The sequence below is a fragment of the Curtobacterium sp. AB7 genome (assembly GCF_044909335.1).
GTDB lineage: Bacteria > Actinomycetota > Actinomycetes > Actinomycetales > Microbacteriaceae > Curtobacterium.
This window is the reverse complement of the sequence record NZ_JBIYED010000001.1, coordinates 720,924-735,572: the sequence shown is the minus strand read 5'-3', so window position 1 is coordinate 735,572 and position 14,649 is coordinate 720,924. Positions and strand designations below refer to the sequence as shown.

The window sequence follows — 14,649 nt, the reverse complement described above, 5'->3', positions numbered from 1 at the left end:
ACCCTGTACGTGAAATACCACATGCGGTAGGATCGATCGGTCGGCGGCACAGCCGACCGAATCCGCAGGAGTCCCGCATGTCCGAACGACGGGCGGCCCGTCAGGCCGCCGAGACCGCAGCACGGACCGCCCGCCACCCGGAGCGCCGACGACCCTTCCTCGTGGCGCTCATCGCGACGATCGGCTCGCTGGTCGGCATCGCCACCGTGATGGCCGTCGTCGCGAGCATCTTCGTCGGCGGCCTGGCGCGCAGCTTCGACGCCCACACCGACACCATCACCGATTCCTTCCCGGGCGGCGACCGCCCCGCGGCGACACGGGGCGCGGAGAACATCCTGCTCATCGGCTCGGACAGTCGGGCGAGCGACGACCCCGACGGCGACGGAGTCTCGGGCGGACGGTCCGACGTCCTCATGCTCGCGCACGTCCCCGCCGACCGCCGGGCCGTGTACCTGATGTCGATCATGCGCGACTCGTGGGTCGAGATCCCCGGGCACGGCCGGGCGAAGATGAACGCCGCGTACTCCTGGGGCGGCGTCCCGCTCACCGTGCAGACGGTCGAGCAGCTGCTCGACGTCCGCGTCGACCACGTCGCCGAGATCGACTTCAGCGGGTTCAAGGGCCTGACCGACGCACTCGGCGGCGTGACGGTGGACTCCCCCGAGGCGTTCGACGCCCGCGGCCACTCCTTCGCCGCCGGACCCAACCGACTCGACGGAGACGCCGCGCTGGCCTTCGTCCGCGAGCGGTACTCCTTCGCCGACGCCGATCACACCCGCGTGCGGAACCAGCAGGCGTTCATGCGCGGCATCGCACAGGGACTGCTCTCCCGCGGCACGATCACGAACCCCGGACGGATCCAGGACTTCGTCACCGCGACGAGCAAGCACCTCGCCGTGGACCCTGGGCTCACGTTCCCGACGCTGGTCGGTCTCGGGTGGTCCCTGCGCGACGTCCGCCCCGACGACCTGCGGACCTTCACGGTGCCGACGGCCGGATCGGGTACCTCGCCGGACGGACAGTCCTACGTCACGCTGAACGACCTCGGGGTGCGCTCGCTGTCGCAAGCGCTCCGCTCCGACGACGTCGCGAGCTGGCTGGCGGACGAGCCGCAGTAGCCCAGGACAGCACGACGCCCCGCGACCGAGGTCGCGGGGCGTCGTCGTGTCCGTCCGGTGGAACGATCAGGCGGGGAGCTGCAGCTCCTGGCCCGAGTAGATGAGGTTCGCGTCGTCGATGGTCGACGTGTTCGCGGCCCACAGCTTGTTCCAGCCACCGTCGATCTTGAGCTTGGTGGCGATGCTGTCGAGCGTGTCGCCCGAGGCGATCGTGTACGTCTTGCCGCTCGTCTTCACGGCGGCGGGCTTGCTCGGCGCGGTGGCTGCCGGGGCGGCCTCCTGCGTGGGTGCCGGAGCCTGCGTGCTCGGCGCGGCCTGCTCGGGGGCAGCGGGGGCCGGTGCGGCCTGCTGCGTCGGGGCCGGAGCAGCGGGGGCTGCCGGAGCCGGAGCAGCGGCGGCCGGTGCGGCACCGCTCGTGCCGCTCAGTCCGAGCTGGGCCGAGCAGGCGGGCCAGGCGCCCCAGCCCTGCGTGGCGAGGACACGCTCGGCGACGGCGATCTGGGCTTCGCGGCTCGCGCCGGCAGGGCTGCCGACGCCGCCGTTCGCCTGCCAGGTGCCGAGGTTGAACTGCAGGCCGCCGTAGTAGCCGTTGCCGGTGTTGATGGCCCAGTTGCCGCCGGACTCGCACTGCGCGAGGGCGTCCCAGGTCGAGCCGGACGCAGCGTTCGCGGGGGTTGCCGCGAGGCCGACACCGGTCGCGGCGATGCCGGCGAACGCGAGGCCGCCGACGATGGTGCGGGTACGGGAAAGCTTCTTCATGTGATTGCTCCACCGGGGTCACGAGCCGCGTCGAACGCGGAATCCACTGCCCACCCCGACCGATCGCGGTCAGTTGTGGGGTGCGCCACCGGGGGCAGTGGTCATCGGGCCGGCGGCACCTCGGTCGGCAACCATAGGAAACTCTTCACCGTTATCAAACCGAGACAAACGGTTCTACCCGTTGGTGCTATGTACCCCGCACTCGAACCTGTACGCCTCGATGCCCATGGCCATGGTCATCGACCCGTACCCGGGTACGTCACCTTGGCAATTCCCTGGCAATGACGGCCAGGAGGCCCGGATCACGCCCGCGACAGCAGCGTGACGGCCTCGAGATGGCCGGTCTGGGGGAACATGTCGAGCACGCGCGCGCGGCGCAGCCGGAACGACGGCATGCGTGCGAGGTCCTTCGCCAGGGTCACCGGGTTGCAGCTCGAGTAGACGACGTGCTGCACGTCGGACGCCTCGAGCCAGGTCGACAGCGCTTCCCCGATCCCGCGACGTGGCGGGTTCACCAGGACGAGCTCGGGCACCGTGTCGGGTCGGGCGCGCAGTGCGTGCTCGGTGGCGTCGTCGGCGGCGAACCGGAGCCCCTCGAGCCCGGCCTCGCGCGCGGACTGCTTCGCCGACCGGATCGCCTCGGCACTGGTCTCGATGCCGGTCACCGCTCGGCCAGGTCGCGCAGCGTGCAGGGCGAACCCACCCACGCCGCAGTACAGGTCCCACATCGACGCCGGGTCGAGCTCGTCGATCCACGCCGAGGCCTGCGCGTACAGCTCGGTGGCGACGACGGTGTTGGTCTGGAAGAAGCTCTGCGGCCGCAGGTGCATCGTGATCCCGCCCAGGCGCATCGGCAGCGTCTCCTGCTCGGTGAGCACGATCTCCCGGTCGCCCTCGGTCACGGCCTTGTGCTCGGCCAGCAGGTTCGCCGTGACGACCACCACGTTCGGCAGGGCGTCGCGCAGCACGTCGAGGTACTGCCGGATCCGAGCCACCTGCCCCTCGGACCGCAGGACGAACCGCACCATGAGTTCGCCGTCGGGCGACTCGGTGACCAGGACGTACTTCAGCTCGCCGCGTCGGGCAGCGACGTCGTACGGGATCAGCCCCGCGGTCTGGACGAACTCGGCGAGCAGGGGCAGCGCATGTCGGATGCCGGGCGTGCAGATCCCGCAGTGCCGCAGGTCGACGCCGCGCTGCCGGTGGTCGAGGATGCCGACGGTCGGGTGCTCGGTCGAGCCGCCGACCACCATCTTCGCCTTGTTCCGGTAGCCGGACTCGGGGCTCGTGATCGCCGGTGACCACGTGACCGCTCCGGGGCCACCAGCCGCCTCGACGGCGTCGTGCAGGAGTTCGCGCGTGCGGAGCTCCTTGTCGAGGACCTGGTCGGCGTAGGGCTGCCCCATGAGCGTGCAGGACCGGCACACCCCGCGGTCGAAGTAGTCGCACTGCATGGCCGAGTCAGGATACGGCAGCGTCCCGCGTCGTCGTGGCGATCCGGTACACCGACGTCGTCGCCGTCAGGAACAGCGTCGTGCCGTCGTCGCCGCCGAAGCACAGGTTCGACGTCACCTCGGGGACGGCCACCTCGCCGATCCGCTCACCGAAGGGGTCGAACACCACGACGCCGCGGTGCGACGACGACCACACGTTGCCGTGCACGTCGACCCGGATGCCGTCCGGTGCGCCCTCGCCCGGCTCGAGTCGCGCGAACACTCGCCCGTTCTTGAGCAGGTCGCCGCCGTCACCGCGGCGGTCGTAGGCGCGGATGACCGGTTCGTCCCCCGACGAGCTCGCGATGTAGAGGACCTGCTCGGACGGGTCGAAGGCCAGGCCGTTCGGCTCGTCGACGTCGGTCGCGACGGGCCGCAGGTCCTCACCGGACGGTCCGCACCGGAACGTCCAGTGGTCGCCGTACTCGCGCACGCCAGGGTGCCCTTCGCGCGGCTGGGTGATGCCGTAGGCCGGGTCGGTGAACCACACGCTGCCGTCCCGGGCGACGACGACGTCGTTCGGCGAGTTGAACCGCCCGCCGGCCCAGGCGTCGACGATCGGCGTGACGACACCGTTGCGGTCCCGCTCCACCCGCCGGAGCCCGTGCGAGCACTGGACGACGCTGCCGTCGCGGTCGAGGGTCCGGCCGTTGGTGAACTCGACGCCCTCGGCGTACGTGGAGGTCTTGCCGGAGTCGGCGTGCCACTGCAGGATCCGGTCGCCGGGGATGTCCGACCAGCGCAGGGTGCGGGACGACGGGATCCAGCAGGGTCCCTCCGCCCAGGTGCTGCCGGTGGCGATGCGCTCGAGCGCGTCAGGGTCGGGCACGAGGTCGTCGAGCAGCACGGGTTCTCCTTCGAACGGTGTACCCACACTACGTTCGTCAGGCCGCGGCCGCCGCCTCGCTTCGTCGTCGCACGGCCTTCTCGATCGCCGAGATCGCGAGGCCGAGCAGGATCGACGCCACGACTGCGAGGGTCGTGACGAGGAAGGGCTGCTCGCGGCTCCAGCGCCCGGTGGCCGCCGCGATGCCGACGCAGTACGCGGCCCACACGACGTCGGCGAGCACGCAGCTGACCAGGAACCGCCGGACGTCGAGCCCGCTGTCCGCGCCGACCAGGTTGGTCGTCAGCCGGCCCATCGGGATGAAGCGTCCGAGGACCGCGATGCGCCCGGGAGCGGCACAGTAGCGGCCGTCGATGGCGTCCCGGGCCCTGCGGACCTTCGGACGCGCGAACCACGACCTCGAGCCGAGGTCGACCGAGCGCGCCAGGTGGTACAGCCCGAGGTCGCCGAGGACCATGCCGATCGCGGCCGCGACGACGAGGACGAGGACCGGCAGGAGACCGCCGTCACCACCCACCAGGAGCGTGCCGACCGCGACGACGAGCGCCTGGCTGGGGAGGAAGACCGCGACACTGCCGACGGCGAGCACGAGGCCGACCACGACGAACGTCCACGGGGTGCCGATGAGCTGGACGACCAGGTCCTGTGCTGCGTCCACGCTCACCCTCCTCGAGCGCCGGAGGAGCGCACCGGACTCCATCTTCCCAGGTCCGAGGCACTCCGCTCACGTGCGGTCGACGATCGCCCGCATCGTCGAGGCCGCCTCGTCCGGGCGGCCGTCGAGGACGGCATCGGCGAGTTCGAGGTGGAGCCCGGCGTCGTGCCGGTCCGGGCGGATGCTCCCGCGTTCGCGCAGCACCTGGCCGACCACCTGGTGCAGCCGTCGGTACAGCGCGTTGCCGGACAGGTCGAGCACGAGCGCGTGGAACCGCACGTCCGCGATCACGAAGTCGAGGCGGTCGTCGCGGGTCGCGGCAGCGGCGAGTTCGTCCGCGGTGGTGCGGAGCGCCTCCCGTCGGTCCGCGCACGCGTCGAGCGGCGCCCGCCGGGCCGCTGCGGCAGCGGCGACGGGTTCGATCGCCGCACGCAGCTCGCGGAGCTCGACCGCCACACGGTCACCGTCCGGTCCCCGGAGGCGCCACCGCACCACGCGCGGGTCCAGGACGTCCCACTCCCGCACGCCGAGGACGGTCACGCCGACCCGGCGCCGCGCGGTGAGCAGGCCGAGGGCGACGAGGACGCGGACGGCCTCGCGGACGATGCTGCGACTGGCCCCGGTCGACGCCACCAGGTCGTCGATGCTCCGGCGGCTGCCCACGGCGATGGCACCGGAGACCACGGCGTCACCGATCTGGTCGAGGACGCGGTCGAACGTGCTGGTCACCGCTGCGACACCGGGCTGACCACGAGCTCGTCGACGCGCATGTACGCCGGCGCCTCGAGCACGAACGACACCGCTCGGGCGATGTCCTCCGGCTGCAGCATCACCGATCGTGCGGCGGCGTCGGGCACCGAGGGCCGCTGGTCGAGGAAGTCGGTCGCGACGTCACCGGGGCAGAGGTGCGTCGCCCGGACCCCGTGGTGCGCCTCCTGCTGGTTGAGGCTCCGGACGACCGAACCGAGCGCGGTCTTCGAGGCGGAGTACGCGACGCCGGCGCCGGGTTGGAAGGACCACCCGGCGTAGGACGACACCACGACGACCACACCGCCGGACTCGCGCAGCGCAGGCAGTGCAGCGTCGACGACCGTGACCACCGCGGTGAGGTTCGTGTCGACGATCGCGCGGAAGTCCGGCAACGACTGGTCGTCCCAGCGGCGCCGCGGCGCGTTCAGCCCGGCGGCGAGCACGACCGCGTCGAGTCGTCCGAGCCGCTCGAGCACGGCGTCCCGCGCAGACGCGACGGCAGCGGGATCGGCAGCGTCGAGGGGCAGGACCTCCGCCGTGCCGCCGGCGGCCGTGATCGTCGCAGCGACCTGCTCGAGCCGGTCCACGCGCCGCCCGCTGAGGACCACCGTCCACCCGTCTCGCGCAGCGGCCTCGGCACTCGCGGCCCCCATGCCGCTGCCGCCGCCGGTGACCCAGAGCACACGCTGATCCGTCATGCTCGAATAGTATGCCTATTGCGGTCACCGATGATCCGCACCGACGACAGGAGCAACGATGCACCTCGACCTGACCGACCGTGTGGTGGTCGTGACCGGCGCAGCACGCGGGATCGGACGCACGCTCGCCGATCGCTTCGTCGCCGAGGGGTGTCGCGTCATCGCCCTCGACCTCGCCTTCGAGCCCGACTTCCCGCTCGACCACGTCGTGTGCAACGTCGCCGACCCCGAGTCGGTCCGGGCCGCCGTCGACGAGGTCGTCGCCCGGCACGGCACGATCGACGTGCTCGTGAACAACGCCGGCATCAACGTCGAGGGCACCGTCGCCGAGCTGCGGTGGGACGCCTGGCGCCGGTGCATGGACGTCAACCTCGGCGGCACCTTCCTGATGAGCCAGGCCGTCGCGCCGGTGATGCAGGCCGCAGGCCGGGGGCGGATCGTCAACGCCGCCTCGTTCGCCGCGATCGTCCCGAGCGTCGGCAGCGCTGCTTACGCGGCGTCCAAGGCCGCGGTCGTCTCGTTCACCCGGGTGCTGGCGTCGGAGCTCGGCCCCTGGGGCATCACCGTCAACGCGTACGCGCCGGGCATGGTCCCGACGGCGATGAACGGCTTCGCGACCATGCCGACCGAGGCCCAGGACCGCCTGCTCGACACCCTGTCGCTGCGCCGGTGGGAGACCGCGGACGACGTCGCCGACCTGCTCGTCTTCGTGGCGAGCGACGCCTCGGGCTACATCACCGGCACTCTGCTCGACGTCTCCGGCGGCAAGCTCGCGACGCAGATCCCGGCACGCGCACACGGCCGCTGAGGGTTCAGCGCAGCATCCGCTCCAGGAGCGCGCGCAGCTGCCGCCGGTCCCGCTCCGGCAACCGAGCGGTGAGCGGCAGCAGGGCATCGCGGATCGCGCCCTCGAGCGAGCGCGCCACCTCGAGACCGGCGTCGGTGATCACGACGTCCACCGCACGGGCGTCGTCCGCGTTCGGCTGCCGTGCGAGCAGTCCCTTCTTCTCCGCGCGCGCCACCAGCCCGGTCATCGTCGACTTCTCGAGCCCCAGGTACTGCGCCAGGTCACCGATCCGCAGACGACGGTCACGCAGGATCGCGAGGACCCGCAGCTGCGTCAGTGACAGCCCTGCATCGGCCGCGAGCCCGGTCAGCGGACCCATCGTCCGGAAGGCGGCCTCGCCCAGGGCATCGACGAGCTGCTCGTCCTCGGTCATCTCCTGCACGGCTCCAGCGTAGTTGACGAACTTCGTGATGCGAACTACTTTGTTCGTAACACGAAGCAACTGGAGGACACCATGCACGCAGCAGTCGTCACCGAGTTCGGCCACGCCCCGACCTGGCAGGAGTTCGGCGAACCGACTCCCGGACCCGGCGAGGTCGTCGTCGACGTCGTCGCGGCCGGGCTCCACCCGCGGGTTCGGTCGCAGGCCGACGGTTCGCACTACACGAGCGAGGGCGCGCTCCCCATGGTCCCCGGCGTCGACGGCGTCGCCCGCTTCCCCGACGGCACGCTCCGCTACGTCGCCGTCGCGAGCGACACCCGCGGCACCATGGCCGAGCGCGTCGCGGTCGACCCGCGGGCGAGCGTCGTCCTGCCCGACGGTGCCGACCCGGTCACCGTGGCCGCCGGCGTGAACCCGGTGCTGTCGTCGTGGGTGGCCCTGCGCCGGCGGATCGAGTTCGCCCCGGGCAGCCGCGTCCTCGTCCTCGGCGCGACCGGGGCCTCGGGCACCGCGGCGGTGCAGGTGGCGAAGCACCTCGGTGCCGCACACGTCGTCGCGAGCGGTCGCGACCCGGAGCGGCTGGCGGCGCTCACCGCCCTCGGCGCCGACGTCGTGCTGCCGTTGACCGACGTCGACGCCCTCGGCGCAGCGGCAGCCGACGTCGACGTGGTCATCGACTACGTCTGGGGCCGGCCCGCGGCCGACGTGCTGCGTGCCGTCGTCACCGCCCGCACCGACCCGGGCCGCCGACTCGACTGGATCGCGATCGGTTCCACCGCGGGCCACGAGGCGACGATCCCGTCCGCGGCGCTGCGGGCCTCGGGCCTGACGATCGTCGGCAGCGGGCAGGGATCGGTCGGTCGCGCCGGGTTCGTCGCCGAGCTGCCAGGCATCGTCGGTGCGATCGCGGACGGCACCGTCCGGGTGGACGCGACGGCCGTGCGGTTGGCGGACGTCGAGGCGACGTGGGCCGGACAGCCCGCCGGGAGCACGGGCAGAGTGGTGTTCACAGTGTGAACCGAGCGCGAGCAGGCTGTCCGGTCGCACAGGTTCTCCACATGCCACTCTTCGTAGGCTGTGAGGGCCCAGTGAGCCGGACTGCAGCCCGACCCCGAGGAGGTGCCCGATGGTCCTCGTCCTCGTCGCGTTCGCGATCGTCGCCCTGATCGTCCCCGCCCTGACCCCCGCCCTCGGCCGCCGCGTGTTCTACGTCGCAACCCTCGCGCCCGCAGCCGCCGCCGTGCTGACGGTGCTGCAGACGGACGCAGCCCTGCACGGCAGCGTCGTCGAACGGCACCGGTGGGTCCCGCAGCTCGACCTCGAGATCACACTGCGGATGGACGCCCTGTCGTGGGTGCTCGCGCTCGTGGTGTCGATCGTCGGGGCCCTCGTGCTCGTCTACTGCGCCTCGTACTTCGGGCGCGACGAACCGGGGATCGGCCGGTTCGCAGGCGTGCTGACCGCGTTCGCCGGGTCGATGTTCGGCCTCGTCCTCGCCGACGACGTCATCGTGCTCTTCGTCCTGTGGGAAGCCACCACGGTCTTCTCGTACCTGCTCATCGGACACGACGCCGACAAGCGTGCGAGCCGTGCGGCCGCGATGCAGGCCCTCGTCGTCACCACCGCCGGCGGTCTGGCGATGCTCGCCGGTCTGGTCATGCTGTCGGTCGCGGCGGGCACGACCTCGCTCTCCGGCATCATCGCCGCTCCGCCGACCGGACCGATCGTCACCGTCTCGGTGGTCCTCGTCCTGCTCGGCGCGCTGACGAAGTCGGCGATCGTGCCGTTCCACTTCTGGTTGCCGGCGGCCATGGCCGCTCCGACCCCGGTCAGCGCGTACCTGCACGCCGCAGCGATGGTGAAGGCCGGCATCTACCTCGTGGCCCGGCTCGCTCCGGCGTTCGCACTGCTCGACGGCTGGCGCGAGACCATCACCGTGCTCGGTGTCCTCGGCATGCTCATCGGTGGCTACCGAGCGCTCCGCCAGACCGACCTCAAGCTCCTGCTCGCCTACGGCACCGTCGCGCAGCTCGGGTTCCTCGTGCTCGCCGCCGGGTGGGGCGCGCCTGCGGTGGCGCTCGGCGGAGTCGCGCTGCTCGTGGCGCACGCCGCGTTCAAGTCCACGCTCTTCCTGGTGGTCGGTGCGATCGACCACACCACCGGCACCCGCGACCTCGGGCGCCTGAGTGGCCTCGGCCGGAAGGCACCGTGGCTGGCCGTCGTGGCCGTCCTCGCGCTCGTGTCGATGGCCGGCATCCCGCCGACGATCGGCTTCGTCGCGAAGGAAGCCGTGCTGACCGGCTTCACCGAGTCGCTGCACGGCCCCGACGCCGGCTGGGCGTGGACCGCCCTCATCGGTGTGACCCTCGGCTCGGTGCTCACCGTGGCGTACTCACTCCGGTTCTTCTGGGGAGCGTTCGCCCGCAAGCCCGACGTCGCCCAGACGGAACCGCACGCGCTGCACGGCCTGGGTGTGGTGCCTTCGATCCTGGCGCTGACCGGCCTCGCCCTCGGCTTGCTGACCCCGGTCGTCGCGCACGGCATCGAGCCCGCCGCGACGGTGGCCTCGCTCCCCGGCGAGGAAGTGCCCCACCTCGCGCTCTGGCACGGCCTCGAACCGGCACTCGGCATCTCCGCCGTCACCCTGGTCGGCGGCCTCGCGCTGTTCGCCCTCCGACGACCGGTCGAGGCACTGCAGCACCAGCTCGCCGGGTTCCCGAGCGCCTCGGGCACCTACCGGCACCTCATGCGCGGCCTCGACCGGTTCGCGACGGGCCTGACCGCCGGTGTCCAGCGGGGTTCGCTCCCCTACTACCTGACGGTGATCCTGTCGGTGTTCGTCGCGGGTGCACTCGCGAACCTCCTGCTCGGCGGGCCGTGGGAGTTCCACGTCCGGTTCTCGGACTCGTGGGGGCAGATCCCGGTCGTCATCGTGATGTCCGTCGGTGCCATCGCCGTCCTCACCGCGAAGACCCGGTTCGCCGCCGCCGTCCTGGTGGGTGTGACCGGCTACGGCATGTCCGTCCTGTTCGTGCTGCACGGCGCGGTCGACCTCGCACTCACCCAGCTCGTGGTCGAGACCGTCACCCTCATCGCGTTCGTCCTGGTGCTCCGGCGGCTCCCCCCGCGCATCGCGACGACGAACCCGAGCCGGTTCCGCATCGTGCGCGCGCTCTTCGCGGGGCTGGCCGGCCTCACGCTGGCGGTCGTCGTCATCGTCGCCGCCTCGGCGCGCACCGCCGACCCGATCTGGCCGGACCTGCCGGCGCTCACGAGCTCGTTCGGGCACGGCCTCAACGTCGTCAACGTCGCCCTCGTCGACCTGCGCGGCTGGGACACCCTCGGTGAGCTCACCGTCGTCGTCGCCGCGGCCACGGGCGTCGCGAGCCTCATCTTCGTGAACTCCCGCGAGGACACGCTGCCCCGGCTCCGCGACCTGCCGGAGACCCTGACGGCCGACGGCCAGCGCACCGACGGCGAGCCGCGCGCCTGGCTGCCGACGAGCGCCGCCATCCCGACCGGCCGCTCGGCACTCCTCGACGTCGTGGTCCGACTGCTGTTCCACGGGCTCATCGTCCTGTCGGTGTACCTGCTGTTCGCCGGGCACAACGCGGCCGGCGGCGGCTTCGCCGGTGGCCTCGTCGCCGGCATCGCCCTGGCGGCCCGCTACCTGGCGGGCGGCCCGGCCGAACTCGGCGCCGCCGCCCCGGTCCGGGCCGGTCGACTGCTCGGGCTCGGTGTCGCGACGGCGGCGATCACCGCGATCGTGCCGCTGTTCTTCGGGCGCGAAGCCCTGTACTCCGAGTTCTTCGAGGCGACCGTCCCGATCCTCGGACACGTCGAGTTCGTCACCGCGACGTTCTTCGACATCGGCGTGTACCTGGTCGTCGTCGGCCTGGTGCTCGACGTCCTCCGCAGCCTCGGCGCCGAGGTGGACCGGCAACGCCTCGAGGACGCCTCGGCGCCCACCCGCGACACCACCGAGGGGTCCGTCCGCGACACCCTCGAGGCCCCCACCCCGGAAGGGAGCGCCACATGACCGTCACCCTCGTCCTCGTGATCGCGATGGCCGTGCTGTTCTCCTGCGGCGTCTACCTGCTGCTCGAACGGTCCCTGACCCGGATGCTGCTCGGCTTCCTGCTGCTCGGCAACGCCCTGAACCTGCTCCTGCTGGTGATGTCCGGCGCCGCCGGCAACCCGCCGATCGGCAAGTCCTCCGAGGGCATCACCGACCCGCTCCCCCAGGCCTTCGCGCTGACCGCGATCGTGATCACCTTCGCCGTCAGCGCGTTCCTGCTCGCCCTCATCCACCGCTCGTGGCAGCTGTCCCGCGCCGACGAGGTCGAGGTCGACGAAGCCGACGTCGCCATCGGCCGCCCGCGCGACGACCCCGACGACGACCCCGAAGCCGACTTCGACCCGAAGTCCCCCGAGGACGCCGACGATCCGCACGAACACCAACCGCACCAGGACGGAGTGACCCGATGACCTGGCTCGTCCCGCTCCTCGTCCTCGTCCCGCTGCTCGGCGCAGCCGTCGCACTCGGCCTCCTGCGGCACCAGAAGCTGCAGCGGGCGATCACCGTCGTGGTGCTCGTCGTCGCACTCGCCGTCGCCGCGACCCTCATGGTGCTCGTCGACCACCACGGCACGATCGTCGTGCAGGTCGGCGGGTGGGACGCCCCGTACGGCATCTCGCTGGTGGTCGACCGGCTGAGCGCCCTGCTCCTCACGGTGAGCGCCAGCGTGCTGCTCATCGTCCTGCTGTTCTCGATCGGCCAGGGGCTCGCAGCCGACGACGGTGAAGCCCCGGTCACGATCTTCTACCCGACCTACCTCGTGCTGGCCGCGGGCGTGCTCGACTCGTTCATCGCCGGCGACCTGTTCAACCTGTACGTCGCGTTCGAGATGCTGCTCGTGGCGAGCTACGTGCTCATCACCCTGGGCGGCAGCGAGCAGCGGGTCCGAGCCGGCACCACGTACATCGTCACGAGCCTGATCGCGTCGGCGATCTTCCTCGCCGCGATCGGCCTGGTGTACGGCGCGACCGGCACGGTCAACATCGCACAGATCAGCGAGCGCGTCGCCGACCTGCCCGAGCACGTGCAGCTGCTCCTGCACACCATGCTGCTCATCGGGTTCGGCATCAAGGCGGCGGTCTTCCCGCTGGCCTTCTGGCTTCCGGACTCGTACCCGACCGCCCCGGCCCCGGTCACGGCCGTCTTCGCCGGTCTGCTGACGAAGGTCGGCATCTACGCGATCATCCGCCTCGAGACGGTGATCTTCCCCGGGCCGCAGTTGAACAACGTGCTGCTCGTGGTGGCGGTGTTGACGATGGTCGTCGGGGTGCTCGGTGCGGTGTCCCAGACCGACGTCAAGCGTCTGCTGTCCTTCACGCTCATCAGCCACATCGGCTTCATGGTGATGGGTGTCGGGCTCGGTACGGTCGCGGGGACGGCTGCCGCGGTGTTCTACACGGTGCACCACATCGTCGTGCAGACCACGTTGTTCCTGGTGTCCGGCCTGATGGAACGCGTCGGTGGGACCACGTCGACCCGGTCGCTCGGCGGGTTGTTGAAGGCCGCGCCGCTGCTGGCCGCGCTGTACCTGGTCCCGGCGTTCAACCTGGGCGGCATCCCCCCGTTCTCCGGCTTCATCGGCAAGCTCGGGCTGTTCCGCGCCGCCGCCGAGGACGGCTCCACGCTGGCGTACGTCACGATCGCCGCCGGCGTGGTCACGTCGCTCCTCACGCTGTACGCGCTGATGCGTGTGTGGGACGCCGCCTTCTGGCGGCCGAAGCCCGCGGCCGAGGCCGCGGCGCCGCACGCGACGACCGCCGAACCGCACGCCGCCCTGCGGTCGCCGGAACCCGCCCCCCTGACCGTCTCCGAGGAGACGGGTGAGGCCTTCCACCCGGGAGGCTCGGTGACGGTCACCGACGCACCCCACGCGAGCAGTGCCTCCCGTCCGACCACCGGGTCGACCGAGACGGTCGGCGAAGCGCCCACCAAGGTCCGGCTGCCGCGCATGCTCGTCGGCGTGACGACGGTCGCGGTCCTCGGATCCGCCGCCCTCACCGTGGTCGCGGGACCGCTCTACGGGTACGCGAGCCGCGCAGCGGAGTCGCTCGAGTCGCCGGACCGGTACGTGCAGGCCGTCCTCGGGGGTGACCGGTGAACACCGACACCCGACACGTCGCCAACGCCCGCCGCATCGCGGTGGCGTGGCGGTACGACGTCCCGCTCGTCGCCGGTCTGACCGTCCTGTGGGCCCTGCTCTGGGGCTCGTGGACGCCACTGACCCTGCTCTGCGGCATCGTGGTGGCACTCCTCGTCACCCAGGCGCTGCCGCTGCCGCCGGTCCCGCTGTCAGCCCGGTTCTCGATCGTGCACGCCGTCCGGTTCCTCGTGGTGTGGTCAGGGCTCGTCATCACGGCGTCGTTCCGGGTCGCCTGGGTCGCGTTCCGCCCGCGGGGCGTCCGCCGCAGCTCCATCACGCTCGTGCAGCTGCACTCCACCGCCGAGATGACCTTCACGCTGGCGACCCTCGCGATCTCGCTGGTGCCCGGCTCGTACGTCGCCGACGTCGACCTGCGGCGCCGGCGCCTGCTGCTGCACGTGCTCGACACCGAACGGGTCGAACAGGTCGAGGCCGCTCGTCGCGAGGCCCTCGGCATCGAGGCCATGGTGATCCGTGCCCTGGGGTCGAAGCAGGACGTCTCCGAACTGTCCGAACCGCTGCCGGAGGTCACCCGATGAGCGCCGCCGTCGTCGTCATGGGGATCGGCATCGCCCTGGTCCTGGCGCTGCTCGGCGCCACCCTCGCACTCGCGGTGTTCCGGATCGTGCGCGGCCCGACGATCCTCGACCGGATGATCGGATCGGACATGGTCCTGACGACCGTGCTCGTGGTGATCGCAGCGTCGATGGTGGTCCGGCGCGACCTGACCGGGGTCCCCGTGCTCGTGGTGATCGCCGCGACGAGCGTGTTCGCCACCGTTGCGGTGGCCCGTGCGGTCACGCCCTCGTCGGACCCGACCGACGAAGGGCTCACCGTCACCACCCCCGAGCACGCCGCCGAAGCAGAGGAGCAGTCGTGACC

Annotated in this window: 15 protein-coding genes; 8 read left to right on the top strand and 7 right to left on the bottom strand. The window is 71.7% G+C overall.

The annotated features are described in order from the left end of the window. Positions 1-77 precede the first annotated feature (77 nt). Positions 78-1,118, top strand: coding sequence for an LCP family protein (locus tag ABH929_RS03705; protein WP_404560147.1), 1,041 nt, complete (start codon positions 78-80; stop codon positions 1,116-1,118). A 66-nt stretch (positions 1,119-1,184) separates the two neighbouring features. Here the strand turns inward: ABH929_RS03705 and ABH929_RS03700 are convergent, their stop codons facing one another. From ABH929_RS03700 to ABH929_RS03675, 6 genes are all read right to left on the bottom strand, one after another. After that, the gene (locus ABH929_RS03700) at positions 1,185-1,877 is read right to left on the bottom strand and encodes a transglycosylase family protein (protein WP_404560146.1); all 693 of its coding nucleotides are present in this window, start codon (positions 1,875-1,877) and stop codon (positions 1,185-1,187) included. Positions 1,878-2,179: 302 nt separating this feature from the next. Further along, positions 2,180-3,331 (bottom strand): 23S rRNA (uracil(747)-C(5))-methyltransferase RlmC, encoded by a 1,152-nt coding sequence (gene rlmC / locus ABH929_RS03695; protein WP_404560145.1) that lies wholly within the window; start codon positions 3,329-3,331, stop codon positions 2,180-2,182. Positions 3,332-3,338: 7 nt separating this feature from the next. Next, the gene (locus ABH929_RS03690) at positions 3,339-4,217 is read right to left on the bottom strand and encodes an SMP-30/gluconolactonase/LRE family protein (protein ID WP_404560144.1); all 879 of its coding nucleotides are present in this window, start codon (positions 4,215-4,217) and stop codon (positions 3,339-3,341) included. A 37-nt stretch (positions 4,218-4,254) separates the two neighbouring features. Then, entirely contained in the window at positions 4,255-4,875 is a 621-nt protein-coding gene (locus tag ABH929_RS03685) for a DedA family protein (protein WP_404560143.1), read from the bottom strand. A 66-nt stretch (positions 4,876-4,941) separates the two neighbouring features. Next, entirely contained in the window at positions 4,942-5,601 is a 660-nt protein-coding gene (locus ABH929_RS03680; protein WP_404560142.1) for a FadR/GntR family transcriptional regulator, read from the bottom strand. After that, positions 5,598-6,320, bottom strand: coding sequence for an SDR family oxidoreductase (locus ABH929_RS03675; RefSeq protein WP_404560140.1), 723 nt, complete (start codon positions 6,318-6,320; stop codon positions 5,598-5,600). The genes ABH929_RS03680 and ABH929_RS03675 overlap by 4 nt, the downstream gene beginning before the upstream one ends. A gap of 58 nt (positions 6,321-6,378) precedes the next feature. Here ABH929_RS03675 and ABH929_RS03670 point away from each other — a divergent pair, with 58 nt between their 5' ends. Continuing rightward, on the top strand, positions 6,379-7,128 hold the full coding sequence (locus ABH929_RS03670) for an SDR family NAD(P)-dependent oxidoreductase (RefSeq protein ID WP_404560139.1): 750 nt from the start codon (positions 6,379-6,381) through the stop codon (positions 7,126-7,128). Between the two features lie 4 nt (positions 7,129-7,132). Here ABH929_RS03670 and ABH929_RS03665 read toward each other — a convergent pair whose 3' ends face one another. After that, the gene (locus ABH929_RS03665) at positions 7,133-7,540 is read right to left on the bottom strand and encodes a MarR family winged helix-turn-helix transcriptional regulator (protein ID WP_111085883.1); all 408 of its coding nucleotides are present in this window, start codon (positions 7,538-7,540) and stop codon (positions 7,133-7,135) included. A gap of 81 nt (positions 7,541-7,621) precedes the next feature. Here ABH929_RS03665 and ABH929_RS03660 point away from each other — a divergent pair, with 81 nt between their 5' ends. The 6 genes from ABH929_RS03660 (at position 7,622) to ABH929_RS03635 (ending at position 14,647) form a co-directional block, all read left to right on the top strand. Beyond that, on the top strand, positions 7,622-8,566 hold the full coding sequence (locus tag ABH929_RS03660) for a zinc-binding alcohol dehydrogenase family protein (RefSeq protein WP_404560137.1): 945 nt from the start codon (positions 7,622-7,624) through the stop codon (positions 8,564-8,566). 109 nt (positions 8,567-8,675) lie between these two features. Beyond that, on the top strand, positions 8,676-11,588 hold the full coding sequence (locus ABH929_RS03655) for a Na+/H+ antiporter subunit A (protein ID WP_404560135.1): 2,913 nt from the start codon (positions 8,676-8,678) through the stop codon (positions 11,586-11,588). Further along, positions 11,585-12,037 (top strand): Na(+)/H(+) antiporter subunit C, encoded by a 453-nt coding sequence (locus ABH929_RS03650; RefSeq protein ID WP_308202611.1) that lies wholly within the window; start codon positions 11,585-11,587, stop codon positions 12,035-12,037. Before ABH929_RS03655 ends, ABH929_RS03650 begins: the two co-directional genes overlap by 4 nt. Then, positions 12,034-13,725, top strand: a complete 1,692-nt coding sequence (locus tag ABH929_RS03645) for a Na+/H+ antiporter subunit D (protein ID WP_404560133.1) — start codon at positions 12,034-12,036, stop codon at positions 13,723-13,725. The genes ABH929_RS03650 and ABH929_RS03645 overlap by 4 nt, the downstream gene beginning before the upstream one ends. Further along, entirely contained in the window at positions 13,722-14,306 is a 585-nt protein-coding gene (locus ABH929_RS03640) for a Na+/H+ antiporter subunit E (RefSeq protein ID WP_123294606.1), read from the top strand. Before ABH929_RS03645 ends, ABH929_RS03640 begins: the two co-directional genes overlap by 4 nt. Then, the gene (locus tag ABH929_RS03635; protein ID WP_404560132.1) at positions 14,303-14,647 is read left to right on the top strand and encodes a sodium:proton antiporter; all 345 of its coding nucleotides are present in this window, start codon (positions 14,303-14,305) and stop codon (positions 14,645-14,647) included. The genes ABH929_RS03640 and ABH929_RS03635 overlap by 4 nt, the downstream gene beginning before the upstream one ends. The last annotated feature ends 2 nt before the right edge of the window (positions 14,648-14,649 follow it).

What these genes read in the sequence shown, in the direction of transcription:
- ABH929_RS03705 (WP_404560147.1), top strand. Translation starts at nt 78, where the DNA reads ATGTCCGAACGACGGGCGGCCCGTCAGGCCGCCGAGACCGCAGCACGG.
- ABH929_RS03700 (WP_404560146.1), bottom strand. Translation starts at nt 1,877, where the DNA reads ATGAAGAAGCTTTCCCGTACCCGCACCATCGTCGGCGGCCTCGCGTTC.
- rlmC (WP_404560145.1), bottom strand. Translation starts at nt 3,331, where the DNA reads ATGCAGTGCGACTACTTCGACCGCGGGGTGTGCCGGTCCTGCACGCTC.
- ABH929_RS03675 (WP_404560140.1), bottom strand. Translation starts at nt 6,320, where the DNA reads ATGACGGATCAGCGTGTGCTCTGGGTCACCGGCGGCGGCAGCGGCATG.
- ABH929_RS03670 (WP_404560139.1), top strand. Translation starts at nt 6,379, where the DNA reads ATGCACCTCGACCTGACCGACCGTGTGGTGGTCGTGACCGGCGCAGCA.
- ABH929_RS03665 (WP_111085883.1), bottom strand. Translation starts at nt 7,540, where the DNA reads ATGACCGAGGACGAGCAGCTCGTCGATGCCCTGGGCGAGGCCGCCTTC.
- ABH929_RS03660 (WP_404560137.1), top strand. Translation starts at nt 7,622, where the DNA reads ATGCACGCAGCAGTCGTCACCGAGTTCGGCCACGCCCCGACCTGGCAG.
- ABH929_RS03655 (WP_404560135.1), top strand. Translation starts at nt 8,676, where the DNA reads ATGGTCCTCGTCCTCGTCGCGTTCGCGATCGTCGCCCTGATCGTCCCC.
- ABH929_RS03650 (WP_308202611.1), top strand. Translation starts at nt 11,585, where the DNA reads ATGACCGTCACCCTCGTCCTCGTGATCGCGATGGCCGTGCTGTTCTCC.
- ABH929_RS03645 (WP_404560133.1), top strand. Translation starts at nt 12,034, where the DNA reads ATGACCTGGCTCGTCCCGCTCCTCGTCCTCGTCCCGCTGCTCGGCGCA.
- ABH929_RS03635 (WP_404560132.1), top strand. Translation starts at nt 14,303, where the DNA reads ATGAGCGCCGCCGTCGTCGTCATGGGGATCGGCATCGCCCTGGTCCTG.